General features: G+C 63.8%; 18 protein-coding genes and 1 pseudogene. 11 read left to right on the top strand and 8 right to left on the bottom strand.

The window, feature by feature from the left end; all coding sequences use genetic code 11:
* Window positions 1-110 precede the first annotated feature (110 nt).
* The 4 genes and pseudogenes from F4U94_RS22705 to F4U94_RS22720 all read right to left on the bottom strand — a co-directional run.
* A pseudogene (locus F4U94_RS22705) lies at window positions 111-320 on the bottom strand (hypothetical protein); the annotation flags it as partial.
* Window positions 317-841, bottom strand: coding sequence for a GNAT family N-acetyltransferase (locus F4U94_RS22710; protein ID WP_150412280.1), 525 nt, complete (start codon window positions 839-841; stop codon window positions 317-319). The pseudogene F4U94_RS22705 and the gene F4U94_RS22710, both read right to left, overlap by 4 nt.
* Window positions 838-1047: a conjugal transfer protein TraD gene (locus F4U94_RS25500; RefSeq protein WP_150412297.1), complete on the bottom strand. Its 210-nt coding sequence runs from the start codon at window positions 1045-1047 to the stop codon at window positions 838-840. Before F4U94_RS25500 ends, F4U94_RS22710 begins: the two co-directional genes overlap by 4 nt.
* 37 nt (window positions 1048-1084) lie before the next feature.
* Window positions 1085-1390 carry a conjugal transfer protein TraD gene (locus tag F4U94_RS22720; RefSeq protein ID WP_150412281.1) on the bottom strand — a complete coding sequence of 102 codons (306 nt, stop codon included), beginning with the start codon at window positions 1388-1390 and terminating at the stop codon, window positions 1085-1087.
* Between the two features lie 173 nt (window positions 1391-1563).
* On the opposite strand from F4U94_RS22720, the gene traA reads away from it, so the two are divergent.
* Window positions 1564-4677 carry a Ti-type conjugative transfer relaxase TraA gene (gene traA, locus F4U94_RS22725; RefSeq protein WP_150412282.1) on the top strand — a complete coding sequence of 1038 codons (3114 nt, stop codon included), beginning with the start codon at window positions 1564-1566 and terminating at the stop codon, window positions 4675-4677.
* Between the two features lie 15 nt (window positions 4678-4692).
* The gene (locus tag F4U94_RS22730) at window positions 4693-5391 is read left to right on the top strand and encodes a DUF6118 family protein (RefSeq protein ID WP_150412283.1); all 699 of its coding nucleotides are present in this window, start codon (window positions 4693-4695) and stop codon (window positions 5389-5391) included.
* A gap of 5 nt (window positions 5392-5396) precedes the next feature.
* On the opposite strand, the gene F4U94_RS22735 is transcribed toward F4U94_RS22730, so the two are convergent.
* Complete coding sequence (locus F4U94_RS22735) at window positions 5397-5783, bottom strand: hypothetical protein (RefSeq protein ID WP_211363328.1); 387 nt, start codon at window positions 5781-5783, stop codon at window positions 5397-5399.
* A 205-nt stretch (window positions 5784-5988) separates the two neighbouring features.
* Here F4U94_RS22735 and F4U94_RS22740 point away from each other — a divergent pair, with 205 nt between their 5' ends.
* From F4U94_RS22740 to F4U94_RS22760, 5 genes are all read left to right on the top strand, one after another.
* On the top strand, window positions 5989-7803 hold the full coding sequence (locus tag F4U94_RS22740) for a TadE/TadG family type IV pilus assembly protein (RefSeq protein ID WP_170271991.1): 1815 nt from the start codon (window positions 5989-5991) through the stop codon (window positions 7801-7803).
* Complete coding sequence (locus tag F4U94_RS22745; RefSeq protein ID WP_150412286.1) at window positions 7800-8390, top strand: TadE/TadG family type IV pilus assembly protein; 591 nt, start codon at window positions 7800-7802, stop codon at window positions 8388-8390. Before F4U94_RS22740 ends, F4U94_RS22745 begins: the two co-directional genes overlap by 4 nt.
* Complete coding sequence (locus F4U94_RS22750) at window positions 8387-9043, top strand: TadE/TadG family type IV pilus assembly protein (RefSeq protein WP_150412287.1); 657 nt, start codon at window positions 8387-8389, stop codon at window positions 9041-9043. Before F4U94_RS22745 ends, F4U94_RS22750 begins: the two co-directional genes overlap by 4 nt.
* 128 nt (window positions 9044-9171) lie before the next feature.
* The gene (locus F4U94_RS22755; protein WP_150412288.1) at window positions 9172-9549 is read left to right on the top strand and encodes a ribbon-helix-helix domain-containing protein; all 378 of its coding nucleotides are present in this window, start codon (window positions 9172-9174) and stop codon (window positions 9547-9549) included.
* Window positions 9546-10508 carry a tyrosine-type recombinase/integrase gene (locus tag F4U94_RS22760; RefSeq protein WP_150412289.1) on the top strand — a complete coding sequence of 321 codons (963 nt, stop codon included), beginning with the start codon at window positions 9546-9548 and terminating at the stop codon, window positions 10506-10508. The genes F4U94_RS22755 and F4U94_RS22760 overlap by 4 nt, the downstream gene beginning before the upstream one ends.
* Here the strand turns inward: F4U94_RS22760 and F4U94_RS22765 are convergent.
* From F4U94_RS22765 to F4U94_RS22775, 3 genes are read right to left on the bottom strand one after another with little or no spacing between them, the layout of a single operon-like run.
* Window positions 10505-11125 carry a histidine phosphatase family protein gene (locus tag F4U94_RS22765; RefSeq protein ID WP_150412290.1) on the bottom strand — a complete coding sequence of 207 codons (621 nt, stop codon included), beginning with the start codon at window positions 11123-11125 and terminating at the stop codon, window positions 10505-10507. The two genes, F4U94_RS22760 and F4U94_RS22765, sit on opposite strands and share 4 nt — an antisense overlap.
* 5 nt (window positions 11126-11130) lie before the next feature.
* Window positions 11131-11409, bottom strand: a complete 279-nt coding sequence (locus F4U94_RS22770) for a toxin-antitoxin system HicB family antitoxin (protein WP_150412291.1) — start codon at window positions 11407-11409, stop codon at window positions 11131-11133.
* A gap of 2 nt (window positions 11410-11411) precedes the next feature.
* Window positions 11412-11831 (bottom strand): putative toxin-antitoxin system toxin component, PIN family, encoded by a 420-nt coding sequence (locus F4U94_RS22775; protein WP_066969774.1) that lies wholly within the window; start codon window positions 11829-11831, stop codon window positions 11412-11414.
* Between the two features lie 453 nt (window positions 11832-12284).
* Here F4U94_RS22775 and F4U94_RS22785 point away from each other — a divergent pair, with 453 nt between their 5' ends.
* The 4 genes from F4U94_RS22785 (at window position 12285) to F4U94_RS22800 (ending at window position 14938) form a co-directional block, all read left to right on the top strand.
* Window positions 12285-12917 carry a SprT family zinc-dependent metalloprotease gene (locus tag F4U94_RS22785; RefSeq protein ID WP_150412292.1) on the top strand — a complete coding sequence of 211 codons (633 nt, stop codon included), beginning with the start codon at window positions 12285-12287 and terminating at the stop codon, window positions 12915-12917.
* A 91-nt stretch (window positions 12918-13008) separates the two neighbouring features.
* The gene (locus tag F4U94_RS22790) at window positions 13009-13662 is read left to right on the top strand and encodes a ParA family protein (RefSeq protein WP_150412293.1); all 654 of its coding nucleotides are present in this window, start codon (window positions 13009-13011) and stop codon (window positions 13660-13662) included.
* Window positions 13662-13982, top strand: a complete 321-nt coding sequence (locus tag F4U94_RS22795) for a hypothetical protein (RefSeq protein WP_150412294.1) — start codon at window positions 13662-13664, stop codon at window positions 13980-13982. The genes F4U94_RS22790 and F4U94_RS22795 overlap by 1 nt, the downstream gene beginning before the upstream one ends.
* On the top strand, window positions 13979-14938 hold the full coding sequence (locus F4U94_RS22800) for a replication initiator protein A (protein WP_150412295.1): 960 nt from the start codon (window positions 13979-13981) through the stop codon (window positions 14936-14938). The genes F4U94_RS22795 and F4U94_RS22800 overlap by 4 nt, the downstream gene beginning before the upstream one ends.
* The last annotated feature ends 567 nt before the right edge of the window (window positions 14939-15505 follow it).

Genomic DNA, 15505 nt, shown 5'->3' on the forward strand with positions numbered 1-15505 from the left:
TGCCGTTCTCGATGATGCCGCCTGGGATCGTGCCGGTTCGCGCCGCGCGGCCAAACTCCTTCAGCCGTGTATCCAGTCGAGCCCTGCGCTCGGCCAGCCATTCGCCGGGTCGCAGCGGCACGGCGAGGGGGCACCGCTTCGTCGCGCAGCATGTCGAACAGGGCGTGTTCGTCGGCGTCGAGGTCCATGCCTTCGATCGCGAGATTGGCGCGGGCTTCGGCATCGCCCTCGCGCCATAGGGCGACTTGGGCCGGCGTGCCGCGCGTGAAATCGAGCGCGCGGACCTCGCGCCGGAGCGCGTCGAGGTCGATTGCGGTCATTCACTTTTCTCCGTCGTTTCCCGGAACCAGTCATCGAGGCCGAAGGCGGGGGCATAGCGAGCGACCCGTTCGCTCCTAAGCGTGCCGGGAGCGAGTTCCAGCGCCATGAACGCCGGGCCATCGAACGGAGCCTTGATCCGCGAAGCGGCAGCGGCCGAAAACCCGAACCGGGGATAATAGTCGGGGTGTCCCAGCACCACGATCGCCGGAACCGATAGCTCCCGACAGGCCGCTATCCCAGTTGCGACGAGCGTTGATCCGATACCCGTTCGCTGATGATCCGGCACAACCGCCATCGGCGCAAGCGCGGCCGCTTCGACCACATCCGATCCGCAAAGAAAGAGGCGGCTGAATAGGATGTGGGCGACGACCTTGCCGTCCGCTTCCGCGATCAGTTCCACCAGCGCGTCGCCATCGGATCGAAGGCGATCGACCAGGTTCGCTTCATCTGCCTGACCGAAGGCGAGATCGTTCACCCGGCGGATCGCGAGTTTGTCGCTTGCCGTTACCTTGCGGATCATCCTGCCTCCGTTTCCGCGTCGAACGCGCGCTTGCCGCGTCGCTTCCAGAGCATGAGCCGGTCGCGATCCTCGCGGGCCTTTGCGGCGAGGTCGAGCAGCGCGCCGTAGAGGGTGGCGCGATCGTCGTCGGCCAGCTCGACCAGGCCGGATTTCTGGACGAGGCCGCCCAGCTCTATGAGATGGCGCGTGCGTTCGCGGCGGGCCACGACCCATCCCCTCGTATCGGTGCGGCGCGTGGCGGCTTCAAGCCTGTGCCTCGCCTGCGCCAGCTTGCTTTCCGCCTTCGCCGTCGCCGCCAGTGCGTCGGCCAGTCTTGCGCCCGCGTCCTTGAAAGAAGGTGGCACCCTTCGCGCGCCACGCCTCCTTTGCGTTCGCATCGTTCGATTCCACGGCAGCGAGCAGCACCCCGGCCAGCACGTCGAGATCGAGCGCATCGGCCCCGGTGGACGTGACCAGCTCGCCTAGCTGCTGGACCTTCTTCGCCTTGAGCGCGCGGGCCTTGTCGCCCAGCGCCTTCAACTCGGCGTCATAGTCGCGGACCTTGCGCATATTCTCTCCCTCGCGCCCATGATCGGGAACCGCAGCGTAGCACGATCGCATGAGCAGGACAGCGGTTCCGACAGAAAATGCGGCGAAGTCAATCACGCGAACGGCAGAGAGTGTGAGTGCGCGCTTATACGTCGTTGCCGACGTGCGCTAAGAAAGGCAGTATAGCGGCTGTCATGGCGATCTACCATTTCTCGGCCAAGGTCATCAGCCGCGCCAACGGATCGAGCGCCGTTGCCAGCGCGGCCTATCGCGCGGCGGAACGGCTGCACGATGACCGACTCGGACGCGACCATGATTTCTCGAACAAGGCCGGCGTCGTCCATTCGGAAATCATGCTGCCCGAAGGTGCGCCAGAGCGTTTAAACGATCGCGCGACCTTGTGGAACGAGGTTGAGGCCGGCGAGAAACGCAAGGACGCACAGTTGGCGCGCGAGGTGGAGTTCTCGATCCCGCGCGAGCTGAACCAGCAACAGGGCGTCGCGCTCGCCCGCGATTTTGTCGAAAAGCAGTTCGTGGAACGCGGCATGGTCGCGGACATGAATGTGCATTGGGACAAAGCCGAGGATGGCAGTCCCAAGCCCCACGCCCATGTCATGCTGTCGATGCGCGAGATAGGGCCGGAGGGCTTCGGCCGGAAGGTGCGCGAGTGGAACAGCACGGCGCTGTTGCAGGAGTGGCGCGAGGCGTGGGCCGATCATGTCAACGAGCGGTTGGCCGAGCTGGATATTGACGCCCGCATAGATCATCGCACGTTGGAGGCGCAGGGCATCGACCTTGAGCCGCAACACAAGATCGGGCCGGCGGCGTCGCGTATGCCCGAACAGGGGCTTGAGGCCGAGCGGGTCGAGGACCATGCCCGGATCGCGCGCGAGAATGGCGAGAAGATCATCGCCAATCCGCAAATCGCATTGGATGCGATCACGCGCCAACAGGCGACGTTCACGCGGCGCGACCTGGCGCAGTTCGCGTTCCGGCACAGCGATGGCAAGGATCAGTTCGACCAGGTGATGAGCGCGGTGCGGACCTCGCCCGAGCTGGTGGCGCTGGGGAAGGACGGGCGCGGCGAGGATCGGTTCACGTCGCGCGAGATGATCGAGATCGAGCAGCGGTTAAGCCAAGCCGGCGATCGGCTTGCGGATCGGGCGGGGCATGGTCTCCCGGCAACGTCGCTGCAAAATGGGGGGCGGGACGCTGCCGGGAGTGATGGCCTGATGCTGGGGGACCAGCAACGGGACGCGCTGGCCCATATCACCGGCAAGAACGACCTGGCAATCGTCGTGGGCTATGCCGGCACCGGCAAATCGACCATGTTGGGGGTTGCGCGCGACGAATGGGAGCGCGCCGGCTATCAGGTGCGCGGCGCGGCCCTGTCGGGGATCGGGGCCGAGGGCTTGGAAGGCGGCTCCGGCATCCAGTCGCGCACGATCGCCAGCATGGAATATCAGTGGGGCCAGGGCCGCGAGCTGCTAGGCCCGCGCGACGTGCTGGTGATTGACGAGGCCGGCATGATCGGCACGCGCCAGATGGAGCGCGTATTGTCCGAGGCGGAACGGGCAGGGGCGAAGGTGGTCCTTGTCGGCGACGCCGAGCAGTTGCAGGCGATCGAGGCCGGCGCTGCGTTCCGCGCCCTTGCCGAGCGGCACGGCGCGGCCGAGATCAACGAGGTTCGCCGGCAGCATGAGGACTGGCAGCGCGACGCCACGCGGGCGCTGGCGACGGGCCGCACCGGCGAGGCGATCCATGCCTATGAGCGGCACGGCATGGTCCATGCGGCCGAGACGCGCGAGGCTGCGCGGGCCGAGCTGATCGACACATGGGACGCGCAGCGGCTTGCCGATCCCGACAAGAGCCGGATCATCCTCACCCACACCAATGCCGAGGTGCGCGATTTGAACCAGGCCGCGCGCGATCGGCTACGCGACGCCGGCGAGCTGGGGCAGGACGTGGCGGTATCGGCGGAGCGGGGCGCGCGCGAGTTCGCCAGCGGCGACCGCATCATGTTCCTGAAAAACGAGCGCGGGCTAGGCGTGAAGAACGGCACGCTGGGGAAGGTCGAGCGCGTGTCGCCGGACAGCATGGCCGTTCGCCTTGACGATGGCCGACAAGTGGCGTTCGACCTCAAGGATTATGCCCATGTCGATCATGGCTATGCCGCGACCATCCACAAATCGCAGGGCGTGACGGTCGATCGGGGGCATGTGCTGGCGACGCCGGGGATGGACCGCCATTCCGCCTATGTGGCGCTGTCGCGGCACCGTGACGGCGTGCAGCTCCATTACGGCCGCGACGACTTCGCCGACGATCGCCGGCTTGTCCACACGCTGGGGCGCGAGCGGGCAAAGGATATGGCGTCCGACTATCCGATGTATCGGGACCGCGACGCCGAGGCGCAATCGTTCGCCGATCGGCGTGGCCTGTCGGGCGAGATCCGATCGCCGGATGCGTCCGAGCGGAAGGGCGTGGAACTTCTTGGCCCGCGTGCTGGCACCATGCGCCAGATGGGCGAAGATCCACGCCCGCGCGAGATCGGCGAGGGCCGCGGCGCAGGGGATGCGAAGGCTGCGGCCGAGCGACAGCCGCGGCGCGGCATGTTCGAGGGGTTGAAGCTATCGGCCGAGCGTCCAGCGCCGGCGCAAGAGCGCGCCCAGGGCGACAAGCCGAAACGCGGCATGTTCGCCGGCTTGAAACTCGACGCGACGCCGGCGACGCCTACGCCGGTCAAGGCCCCCGAGCAGAGCCAGGACCGCGCCTTTGTCCGCGCCGTCGAGCGGGCGTCGCGCTCGAGCGAGGCGGTATTGCAATCCCGCGTATCGGGCGCGCCCGTCCTCGAGCATCAGAAAGTCGCGCTCGAGCGCGCGGTGCAGGCGCTCGACCAGATCAGGCCGGGAGCGTCGGACGATATGGTCGCGGCCTATAAGCGCGATCCGGCTTTGTTGCATGACGCGGCGGCGGGGCGCAGCGGCCCGATGATTGAGGCGATGCGCCAGGAGGCGCGCGTGCGGGCCGATCCACATTTGCGCGCCGGTCGGTTCGTGGAACGCTGGCAACAGCTCTCCCAGGACCGCGACCGGCTTTATCGCGCCGGCGACATGACCGGGCGCGAGAAGGCGGGCAAGGAAATGGCGGGCATGGCAAAGAGCCTTGAGCGCGATCCCCAGGTGGAATCGATCCTGCGCGACCGCTCGCGCGAGCTGGGGCTAGAGATCGGCATGAGCCAGAGCCGCGACCTTGGCCGCGAATTGTCGCGGGGGTTGGAGATCGGCCGTGATCGAGGAATGAGTCGATAGGGAGAGAAAACGAATATGGACGAGGATGACCGGGAAGGCGAGGACGGCGCGGCGCGTGCGTTCGCCCAGCTAGGGCGCGAGGTGTCGTTGCTGCGCGCGGCTGTGGAGGGCTTGACCGCCGCGCGCGAGAATATCGACATTCCCGACTATGAGCCGACGCTGGAGCGCACCGAAAAGATATTGGTGGCGCTCGCCCAGCGGATCGACCCCATCGCCAAAAGCCCGCTGCTGACGATGACGCCGGATTCTATGGCGAGCCAGATCGCGACGGCGGCGATCGGTGCGCGCCGCGAGGACGCGCGACTTGTCGCCGAAGCGCGCGCGGGGCTGGACCAGGCCGCGCGCGAGATCGGCAACCGGCTCGCATCGGCGCGGCGCGGCGACGAGCAAAATCGCTGCCTATATGTGATGGCCGCTTGCGGCGTAGTGCTGGGACTGTTGCTCTATGCCTTGCTCGCCGGCCCGATCGCTCGGGCGACGCCTGATAGCTGGCGCTGGCCCGAGCGCATGGCGACCCGCGTTCTCAATGAGCCTAGCCCGTGGGAGGCGGGGCAGCGGTTGATGCAGTCGGCCGCGCCGGAGAGCTGGGGGCTGATCGTCGCGGCCTCGCCGCTATCGGACGCCAATCGCGAGACAGTGCAGAAATGCCGTGAGCAGGCAAAAAAGGCGGCGAAGTCGGTGCGCTGCACGATCGAGGTTAAAGGGGAGGAATGAATGACTTACCGAGATACTAGCCGCTCTCTCCATAGTGCGGTTACTAGGAAAACCGATGTCACTATGAACGGCATCGACAGCAGCAACATGAAAGGCCCGGTGTCCTGATCCAATTCAGGGCGTCCCGCTCCTGATATCGATATGGCAAAGCACCAAAGCAGGGCGGTCATACCAAGACCGAAAAGCGCGCCCCACAGGACGCTCACCCGGTTTTCGATAAGATTGGCCCCCAGAACAAAAGGACAGATTGCAAGCAGCGTGGGTATGGCCGACCTAGATGCCAACGACCGAAAGGTTAGAGCATCCTGAATTTCCAAAATTAGAGCATTGGAAACAAAGGCGATTGCCGCCGCCAACAGAGCAAATACGATATCTCTTGTCGTCATATTCATTCATCCCCGAAAAAACTGATTGAATAGGTAAGAAATAGGCGCGCGCGGCTGTTATAGCAGGAATGATTTTTCCTGTCTTAAGCGATGACCAGAACAGTTCATAGCGCAGATTCCTGACATGAAACCTATAATTAACTCTATGCAATTATAGGCCAAGCGACCCTCGTGAGAGAAGAGTATGTCGCCAATTTTCCTTTCTAAATTGTTGAACGATCGCAAAGGCGCGACGTTGCCAATGATGGCGGCCGGAATGATGCTCGTGATCGCCGCCGTAGGATCAGCGGTCGATCTTGGACGCATTTATCTGGTGCGCAGCCAGATGCAGGCGGGTGTAGATGCAGCGGCGTTGGCGGGTGCACGCTCTTTCGGTCTGGAAGATGAAAGAAATAATCAGGTCAACAGCTATTTCCTCGCCAACTTCCGGACGGGCTATGCGGGATCGGCCGCTGTCCAGCCCGTGCCTGATTTCCAGTTGGTCGACGGGATCAACCGGGTCAAGGTTGACGCGCAAACCGATCTGCCCATGGCGTTTATGCAAATCTTCGGGATTGGGCCGCACCATATTGCGGTAACGGCTGTCGCGGAAATGCAGCCAAAGCCGTTGGAGGTTATGGTTGTCCTCGACAATACGGGGTCCATGCAAACGACCTTGGGCAGCGGGACGCGGATGACCGCGCTGCGAACCGCGATGCATGATTTCATTGATATTCTACATCAGGGCACGGCCTCGCGTGCTGACCTCGCCATGGGCTTCGTCACCTATACCGTGACGACCAATGTCGGGGGCATATTGCGTAACAGGGGCGTCACCATCCAGACTCGCGACGGCTTCACCAACGTCAGCAACTATACGGGCGGAAGCGATGATGCCGCCTACAATCCGTTGGGTTGGCGTGGCTGCGTGGAGAACGACCAGACCGTGCGGGATGTGAGCGCCAGCGCCACAGTCTTTGAAGCCGGTGCCTTTGACATCGACAAGACCCTTCCGGGGGAAAGTGGGCGACCTGGCGTTCGCCCCTATCATTATCCACCGCTTACAACCACAAAGTCAGTCACGGCCGCCGACGAGATGTTCGCAAAGAGCGGCGCATGGGCAACGGCTGCGCGGCAACCCGTCCACTATCAGGCGGTTCACAAGAACAATGTCACGAGTGATGGCCGGCGGAACAATCTTTACAGCCTTGCATATGGCGGAAGCCTGGAAATTGCTCAGAATCTGGCGAATAGCTTCGCCTACCGCCAGCATTTCTATGATTTCTACATCGGCCTCAATTATGACACTGCCCATGCCAATGATGACGTAATCGTCCGTGCGAACGATGGCGGCTATTACACGCCAGGTTCTTCGGATGCATGGAAGGTCGACTATTCACGCATCCCCTATATCGGGGCCACCACTGACTGGGCCATGCCTAACGCCAGCTATGGCTTTCCTACTCGGTCCGGTAAAAATCTCCGGATGCCGACGCCTAACTGGCAATGCCCGGAACCGGGCATGGAAGTGCAATATGGCCGTTCCAAATCGACCTACGATGATTTCATTGACTTGGACAATTATCCCCTGATGCCTGCCAGCGGCACATTGCACCATATTGGTATGTTATGGGGGTACCGGCTGTTGACGCGTGATGATATTTTCCCGCGCGTTAATCCGATTCCTTCGGAGAAGCCGCTACGTGCATTGGTGTTTATGACTGATGGCGACACGCAGGCCAACAGTGATGATGCTTGGTATGGTGCTTATGGCGGCCTTCGCGAAAAACGAATCAGCAGCAACGCCACCAATGTCGGGACATTCAAGGAACAGGTGATGCGTCGCTTCGCCAAGGTGTGCGAGAATGCCAAGCGCGATGGCATTTCCGTCTATATTGTTTCTCTGCTTCCCGCGCCTGGCGAAACGCAGAGAGTGTTTCGCGGTTGCGCGGGTTCCAACTATCTGGAAACCAGCACGCAGACCGATATTCAAGAAGCTTTTCGCCAGATTGCAGTCGATCTGGTTGACCTGCATCTCACGCAATGAGGATCGCCCTGCTTTCTGCCTTGAGGCGCGACCGGCGCGGAGTTGCAGCCACGGAGTTTGCGGTGCTAGCGCCGGTTATGATCCTATTGATCACAGCAACGGTGGAAGCCGCGCATATTCAGATGGTGCAGACCTCGCTGGAAGGCGCGGTTGCCACCGCCGCACGCGAAAGCGTGGCGAGGATGTCTTTGTCTGACGATGAGCGGGACACGCTGATGCGGGAGCGGATCAGCACGCTCATGAGTTCGATTCCGGTGGCCTCCGGTCGTTCGTTGGAAATCTCGACACAAGCTTATCGGACAATGGGTTCCGCCTATCCCGAAGCGTTCGAGGACGCCAACGGCAACGGGGTCTATGATGAGGGGGAGCTATTCACGGATCGGAATCATAATGGCGTGCGGGATGTCGCAACGCCGGTTGCCGGCAAGATGGGTGATGTCGGGGATGTCGTGGCCTATCAGGTGACCTATCCTGTCGCGCTCTATTTTCCCTTCCTGTCTCCGATCTTCGGAGAAACACGGGACATTACGACCGCTACGGTCGCGCGCAACGAGCCAGAGCGCAGCGGCAGCGGACCACCGCCATGATTGCGCCTGACTTTTTACTGCGGAGACTGGCCCAATCGCAGCGGGGTGTATCAGCGGTCGAATTTGCACTTATCCTACCGATCTTCGTCGGTCTGATGGGAGCTGGTATCGAGATTTCGTCGTTGATGATTGCTAACATGAAAGTGCAGCGTCTGGCGACCATGACGGCTGATATGGTCGCACAGAGCGGATCGTCGGAAAGCCGCATATCAGAAGCACAGATTTATGACATACTTTCCGCCATGGACCTAGCGGCGCAGCCGCTCGACATTCGTGGGCATGGGCGCGTCATCATTTCCGCCGTGATGGGTGAGGACACCCGCAACGGCGGCGAGGCGAACGTCAACCGGATCAAATGGCAACGCTTCGACGGTAGCTATACCGCTGCCAGCAGCGTTATCGGCTGTTGGTCTTCGTCCGACACGACCAATGTAATCGGCCGTCAGCTCCGCTTGGGTGAACCGCTCTTTCATGCTCAGGTCAGCTATGTTTATCAGCCGATTTTCAATCGCGCCTTCGTGAAGTGGTTCAACGTGCCTGAAACCATCACTCGTACCGCCACTTATCGCGGTCGCGGCGCGATATACAGGCCGCCCCTGGACGTCGAAAACTATCCGCCCAAGCAGAACTGTAATACAGCCACTGGCCTCTAGTCGCCGCTGATCGAGGCGCAGAGGTAGGAGTGTGTAAACGGCATCACTGGCGTTCCCGCACGCGCGGGATTCACGACCGATTCTATATGTGATAATGTCCTTTATCACACATTCAAAAGGGTGCCGGCATGATCGAGGATGAGGACGAGGCTTTCGCCGACAACTACGCCGAGCGCGACCAGGCCAAGGCGCTGCGCGAGCAAGCCCGCGCGGGCGGCCTGCGCTTCGAGGCGTATTTGCCCCCTGCCCTGGCCGACTGGCTGTTGGATCATGTCGAGCGCGGCATGTTCGCCGATCCTTCCGAAGCGGTGTTCGCGATCGTCGGCAACTTCCGCGACCTGGAACCGCACCAGGATTTGCGGGACGAGCTGCTACGCCGGATGCTGGACGTATCGGCCGCCAAGCTGGAATCGGCGCGATCGGGTGAAACGGTGTTCGCCGAGCTGCGCGAGAAGATGGCCGCGCCGCGCCCCGAGGCGGCGCGCTGGGAGAAGATCGCGCGATGAACCAGCTCGCCCCCCTGCCCTCGCCGGCGCTGGCGTTGCCGGCGTTGATCGCGGCGGCCGACGAGCGCGCGCGGCTTCGCTTCCTTGAGTTCTTCGCCGTCACGATCCGCAACCCGCACACGCGCCGCGCCTATATGCGCGCGGCCGGTGACTTCCTGGCCTGGGTAGAAGCGCGCGGCGTCGCATCGCTCGCCGGCGTGCAGCCGCTGCACGTCGCGGCCTGGATCGAGGCGCTGGGGGGCGAGCTGGCCGCGCCCAGCGTCAAGCAGCAGCTCGCGGCCGTGCGGAGCCTGTTCGATTGGCTGGTGACGGGCCAGGTGGTGCCGGTGAACCCCGCCGCATCGGTGCGCGGGCCGGCCTATAGCGTCCGGCGTGGCAAGACGCCGGTGCTGGTGCCCGACGAGGCGCGGCTAGTGCTGGACATGATCGACATAGGCACCGACGCCGGCCTGCGCGACCGCGCCTTGATCGGCCTCATGGTCTATAGCTTCGCGCGGATCGGCGCGGCGATCACCATGCACGTCGAGGATGCTTTCGTGCAGAATCGCCGCCTATGGGTGCGGCTGCACGAAAAGGGCGGCAAGCGCCATGAAATGCCGTGCCACCACAATCTTGAGGAATATCTGCTCGCCTATATCGACGGGTGCGGCTTGCGCGACGATCGCAAGGGGCCGCTGTTCCGCACGATCGACCGGCGCACTAAGCGACTAAGCGATAGGCCCCTGCCCCAAGCCAACGCCTTCGCGATGGTGCGCCGGCGCGCGGCGGCGGCCGGGATCGGCACGGCGATCGGTAACCATTCGTTCCGCGCGACCGGGATCACCACCTATTTGAAGAACGGCGGCACCTTGGAGACGGCCGCGACGATGGCGAACCACAGCTCGACGCGCACCACCCAACTCTATGATCGCCGGCCCGACGATGTGACGCTCGACGAGGTGGAGCGGGTGTTGATCTAGGCGGCGAGCGCCGCCGCGCAGGCCCAGCGGTCGCCCTGCCAGTGGAATCCTACCCGTTCCGCATTGGCGACGACCGGGGGCGCACCGTCGCGCCAGAAAGCCCGCATCCTGGCGCGATCGTCCAGCCCCGTTTCCGTGGCGATCGAGCGCGCGGCCTGGATGAACTGCCCATGCCCGAACAGATAGACCAGCGCGGCGGGCGGGAGCGCGGCCAGGCGCGCTAGGGCGGCCTCGACGCGCCGGAGGAAGCCGGCGAAGCTCTCCGCCCCCTCCCCGTCGCAATGATCGGGGTCGGCCGCCGTCCAGTAACGTTCGACATGGGGCCGCCGATCGGCGGCGGCCGTGCCGTTCCAGCGTGCCGGTTGCAGATAGGTGAACTCCGCAATCTCCCACGTCTCTACCGGCACGCCGGGAAAGCGGGCGATGGTCGGCGCGGCCGTCTGCCGCGTGCGCTGAAACGGCGATGTGACGATCAGCGACGGCGTTTCGATCCATTCCCGAGCGAGCTGGCCCGCCTGCCCTGCCCCGCGCTCCGTCAGCGCGATCGACGCCACATCGGTGCTGGCAAGCCCGGTGTTGGCCGTGCTTTCGCCGTGCCGGATGAACACGGCCCTCATGCTGGTTACTGGCGCAGGCGATCGGGCGTCCAGCCTTCGGGCAATTCGTCGCCTGGCTCGGGCGGCCGATTGGGCACCTTGTCGAGAATACGGCCCAGGCCGCTGCCGGTGCGGCCCTTCGCGCGGCGCGTGAAGAACTCGGCCGCCGTCTCGACAGCGCCGATCTTCTGCGCGACCGCCGTTGCGATCCATTGATTGAGGCTTACGCCATCTTCTTTCGCCAGTCGCGCCGCTGCTGCCTTGATCGAGGTTGGCAGCTTGAGCGGGTAAGTCGCCTTGCTCATTGTCATAACTCCTTCAACAGTTCGGCGGGCTGCATCAACCGGATGCCGAAGCGCGGGGCCGCGCCCCTGAAATCACGGATATTGTAGGTCACAAGCGCATCGGCTCGCCCGTTAATAGCCGCTTCCAACACCATTTCGTCGTCCGGGTCGCGCAGTTGCGGCCGCCATAGCAAATGAACCTCCACCGGCTCGACAAGCGCCGCCAGTTCGTCCAGCAGCTCATTCACGTCCTGCAATGACAGCCCCGTCACTTGCCGTTGTTCTGGCCTTTTCAGCACGTCCTCATATTCGAGGAACAGCGACGGCGTGGCCAGTATCTTCAAGCGGCCATACTCGACGGCCCGCAGCAGGGCGAAGCTGGCTCCCGTTTGGCTCCGCAGCGCCGTGGCGATAACCGAGGTGTCCAATACGACTCTTTTCATCGCCGCTAATGTAACATCCTATGGGATGTTTTTCTAGACCGGCTTGGAGCGCCCTCCCCTTCCCGGTGCAATCTTCATATTAAGCAAATAACCGACTAAGCGATTAAGCGCCTGCCGCTGCGCGGCACCGTGGCCCTACTCGCTGCGCTCCCCAAGCCCGCAAGCGGTCTTGGCCCAAGGTGACGACCCACATGGCGGGGGCGAGATCGCAAGCGGATCTCGCTTCATGGTGCCGGCGTGCGCCGGCGTCGATCCTGTTTGAAGGGGGGAAAGGCGGTCCTGGCCGCCTCTCCCCCGCAACGGGATTAGACGGGGCCGTGCCTCGCTGCGCTGCGGCCGCTCCACCCCCGTCGAATCCCGCTGCCCCCCTCTCTCGCCGGCGTTCTTGGGCGTCCGTGTTCCGGCCGATGGCATGGCCATCGCCGGACAGGCGATTTGAAGGGAGTAAGGACAATGACCCACCAAACCCGTGAAAGCTGGCTCAATGCGGTGGCGCTGGGCATGGCTCCGCTGTTCGAGGCGCTGGACGCCCCCCTGCCCGACCGCGTGCGCGTGGCGATCGGCTTCACCAGCAGAGGCGCGAAGGGCAAGGCGATCGGCGAGTGCTGGGATAATCGGTTGAGCGCGGACGGGCATTTTGAAATCTTCATCCGCCCGGACCTGGCGCACGCGCCCGACGCGATGCCGGCGCAGATCGCGGCCATCCTCGCGCATGAGCTGGTCCATGCCGCTGTCGGCATCCCGGCAGGGCATGGGAAGGCGTTTAAACGGGTCGCGCTGGGGCTGGGGCTTGTCGGGCCGATGCGCGCCACCACCCCCGGCGAGGCGTTCCTTGCGGCCATCGCGCCGATCCTCGCCGATGTTGGCCCCCTCCCCCATGCCCGTCTTGACACGGACGGCGAGTCGACCGCGCCTAGGAAGCAGAAAACCCGGATGCTCAAATGCGAGTGCGCGACGTGCGGCTATACCGTGAGGACCGCGCGCAAATGGCTTGAGCAAGCCGGAGCGCCGCTTTGCCCGACCGAGGATCATGGCCAGATGGAGCATGAGCCGCTAGACGACGACATGGACGAGGGCGAGGGCTAAGCGACTAAGCGAATATCCGACCAAGCGCGCATGGCTTGCCTGCTAAGCGACTAAGCGATATAAGCCGCTTAGTCGCTTAGCAGGAGCCGTCATGCAGACTTGGGCTATCATCGCACAGAAGGGCGGGCAGTCGAAAACGACCATCGCGACCGCCTTTGCCGTGGAGGCCGCCCGCGAAGGCGCGGCGGTCGTGATCCTCGACGCCGACGATCGGCAGGGGTCCGCGCTCTATTGGTCGGAACGCCGCGATACCGACGATGTATTGGTGAAGGACAGCAGCGTCGCCGGCTTGCCCTTGCACGTCTCGCGCGGGCGCGAGAGCGGCAAGCTGGACCTTATCATCATCGACACGCCGGCGAACTCGAAGGACATTGCCATGCTGGCAGCCGAGCAGGCCGATTTCGTGGTGATCCCGGTCGCGCCGCGCGGCCTGGACGTTCATTCCGTCCTGCAAACCGTCAAGCAGGTGCAGCAGGCGGGAACGCCGTTCGCCGTGATCCTGACCCAAGTGCCGCACCAAGGCGGGGAGGGGGCCGAGGCGCGCGCGGGCTTCGCCGCCAAGGGCGTCGCCGTGTTCGATTCCGTGCTGCACTTCCGCAAGGATTTCTACAAGGCGACGCCGATCGGCAAGACCGCGATCGAGCTGGACCCGGAGAGCAAGGCGGCGGCCGAGTTGCGCGCCGCCTTTGCCGAGGCTAAGCGACTAAGCGGCTATGCGAATAAGCCACTAAGCGAGGTAGCGTAATGGCCAAGAAATCGTCGGCCCTGGCCGGAATCTTCGATGATCCCGAACCCGAGGCAGCGCCCACGCCCGCGCCGGAACCCGCAGCCCGATCGCGGCCGAAGCGGGCAGGGGAGGGGGCGCGGGGCGCGTCCAGCGCCGCGCCGGCACGCCGCAGCAGCCACCCCGGCAAAAAGCCCGTATTGATCCACATTCCCGAGGATATGCACCGCACCTTGCGGCAGCTTAGCGTCGAGGAAGGCGGCGAGCCGCTGACCGTCATCACCGAGCGCCTGTTGCGGCAATATCTAGTCCAGCGCGGTCATACCCGGTTCGCGCCGTGAGCAAGCGCCGCGACCCGAACCCGGAGTTCGATTTCTTCATTCCGCTGATGAACGACCTTCCGCTGAAAGATCAGCGGGAGGTGATGGAGCGCCCGTTCTTCTCGCTCCAAAAGCGCAAGCGGTTGAAGCCGATCGAATATCGCAGCCCGGACGGCGAGGCGTGGGTGAAGGTCGAGGCGATGCCGGCCTATGGCATGGCGACGATATGGGACGCCGATATTTTGATTTGGGCCGCGTCGGTCCTCAACCGGATGAAGGAGCAGGGCGTCAACGATCTGCCCCGGACGCTCACCACGACCACCTACGACTTGTTGCGCGGCATTAGGCGAGGGACGGGGGGGCGAGCCTATCAGGAGCTGCAAGCGGCCCTGTCGCGCCTGGAAACGACCTCCATACGCACGTCCCTTCGCGCGCCCAAGCGCCGCACCGAGGCGCAATTCGGGTGGCTCGACGGGTGGAGCTTGGAGGTGGACCCGGAGACCGATCAGCCGCGCGGCATGACCATCACCCTCTCGAATTGGGTCTATGAGGGCATCGTCAGCGAGCGTTCGCTGCTCACCATGCACCAGGATTATTTCCTGCTGACAGGCGGGCTTGAACGCGCGCTCTACCGGATCGCGCGCAAGCACGCCGGCCAGCAACGGGGTGGGTGGACTTGCCGCGTCGAGATGCTGCGCGAGAAAGCCGGCAGCGATGCCCAGCCCAAGGAGTTCAATCGCATGTTGCGGAAGATCATCGAGGCCGATCAGCTCCCCGAATATACGCTGGCGATGACGCAGACCGTGGACGGAGCGCCCGCCGTGCTGTTTCAGTTGCGCGGCGCGGCCGAGGCCGCCGAGCTGCACGCCAGGCTTGAGGAAGAACGCGAACGCCGGGAGCGCATGGAGGCCGATCGCCGGCGAACGCAGGAGGTGGACGACCTCATGGACCGCCTGGCACGCGGCGGGAGCCGCTGAACTATCGTGGTATCACCCACCGGCTTGACTCCGGCGCTTCGCCAGCAACGCCGTATCCGCGACTCGGAACGCCATTTTGCGCGGCTTTTGGGCCTTGGGAGTGTGGATAAGTCGCGTCGGATCAGCGCGGGGCGTCGTGGTTTCGCCCACCTTGGCGTCGTGGTTTCACACACCCGACCTTCGTGGTTTCACACACCGAATCACGTGGGATCACCCACCGGCCCGATTCCTAACCATTTGCGCAAAAACCGAAAAAACCGCTTTCGGGCCGGCTTAACTTACTTAACGATTCCTCTTTTAACAGAATCCCTAACGGGAAAGCGCCGCCTCTTGGGGCTTCGCCCCGCCGGCTCGCGGCCTTCGGCCGCCCCGGATCGCTAAAGCGATCCTCCCACCCGGCATCCCCATGATGAGCCGGCTTCGCCGGCGCGCCTTTTGTTGGCCCAGTCGGCCCCAAGCTGCGATTTTGGCCAAGTCGGAGAACGTTTTGGGAACGTGGCATTCGGTATTGACGATGGAAATCATAGAAGAGGACAGTTCGCTCCATCATAGGGAGTGGGTTGATGG

This window comes from Sphingobium limneticum, assembly GCF_008710155.1.
GTDB classification, from domain to species: Bacteria; Pseudomonadota; Alphaproteobacteria; order Sphingomonadales; family Sphingomonadaceae; genus Sphingobium; species Sphingobium limneticum.

Excerpts from the sequence above, each read along its gene's own strand:
- F4U94_RS22790 (WP_150412293.1), top strand. The coding sequence starts at position 13,009 with ATGCAGACTTGGGCTATCATCGCACAGAAGGGCGGGCAGTCGAAAACG.
- F4U94_RS22750 (WP_150412287.1), top strand. The coding sequence starts at position 8,387 with ATGATTGCGCCTGACTTTTTACTGCGGAGACTGGCCCAATCGCAGCGG.
- F4U94_RS22755 (WP_150412288.1), top strand. The coding sequence starts at position 9,172 with ATGATCGAGGATGAGGACGAGGCTTTCGCCGACAACTACGCCGAGCGC.
- F4U94_RS22770 (WP_150412291.1), bottom strand. The coding sequence starts at position 11,409 with ATGAGCAAGGCGACTTACCCGCTCAAGCTGCCAACCTCGATCAAGGCA.
- F4U94_RS22760 (WP_150412289.1), top strand. The coding sequence starts at position 9,546 with ATGAACCAGCTCGCCCCCCTGCCCTCGCCGGCGCTGGCGTTGCCGGCG.
- F4U94_RS22720 (WP_150412281.1), bottom strand. The coding sequence starts at position 1,390 with ATGCGCAAGGTCCGCGACTATGACGCCGAGTTGAAGGCGCTGGGCGAC.
- traA (WP_150412282.1), top strand. The coding sequence starts at position 1,564 with ATGGCGATCTACCATTTCTCGGCCAAGGTCATCAGCCGCGCCAACGGA.
- F4U94_RS22745 (WP_150412286.1), top strand. The coding sequence starts at position 7,800 with ATGAGGATCGCCCTGCTTTCTGCCTTGAGGCGCGACCGGCGCGGAGTT.
- F4U94_RS22730 (WP_150412283.1), top strand. The coding sequence starts at position 4,693 with ATGGACGAGGATGACCGGGAAGGCGAGGACGGCGCGGCGCGTGCGTTC.
- F4U94_RS22765 (WP_150412290.1), bottom strand. The coding sequence starts at position 11,125 with ATGAGGGCCGTGTTCATCCGGCACGGCGAAAGCACGGCCAACACCGGG.
- F4U94_RS22710 (WP_150412280.1), bottom strand. The coding sequence starts at position 841 with ATGATCCGCAAGGTAACGGCAAGCGACAAACTCGCGATCCGCCGGGTG.
- F4U94_RS22795 (WP_150412294.1), top strand. The coding sequence starts at position 13,662 with ATGGCCAAGAAATCGTCGGCCCTGGCCGGAATCTTCGATGATCCCGAA.
- F4U94_RS22785 (WP_150412292.1), top strand. The coding sequence starts at position 12,285 with ATGACCCACCAAACCCGTGAAAGCTGGCTCAATGCGGTGGCGCTGGGC.
- F4U94_RS22775 (WP_066969774.1), bottom strand. The coding sequence starts at position 11,831 with ATGAAAAGAGTCGTATTGGACACCTCGGTTATCGCCACGGCGCTGCGG.
- F4U94_RS22735 (WP_211363328.1), bottom strand. The coding sequence starts at position 5,783 with ATGAATATGACGACAAGAGATATCGTATTTGCTCTGTTGGCGGCGGCA.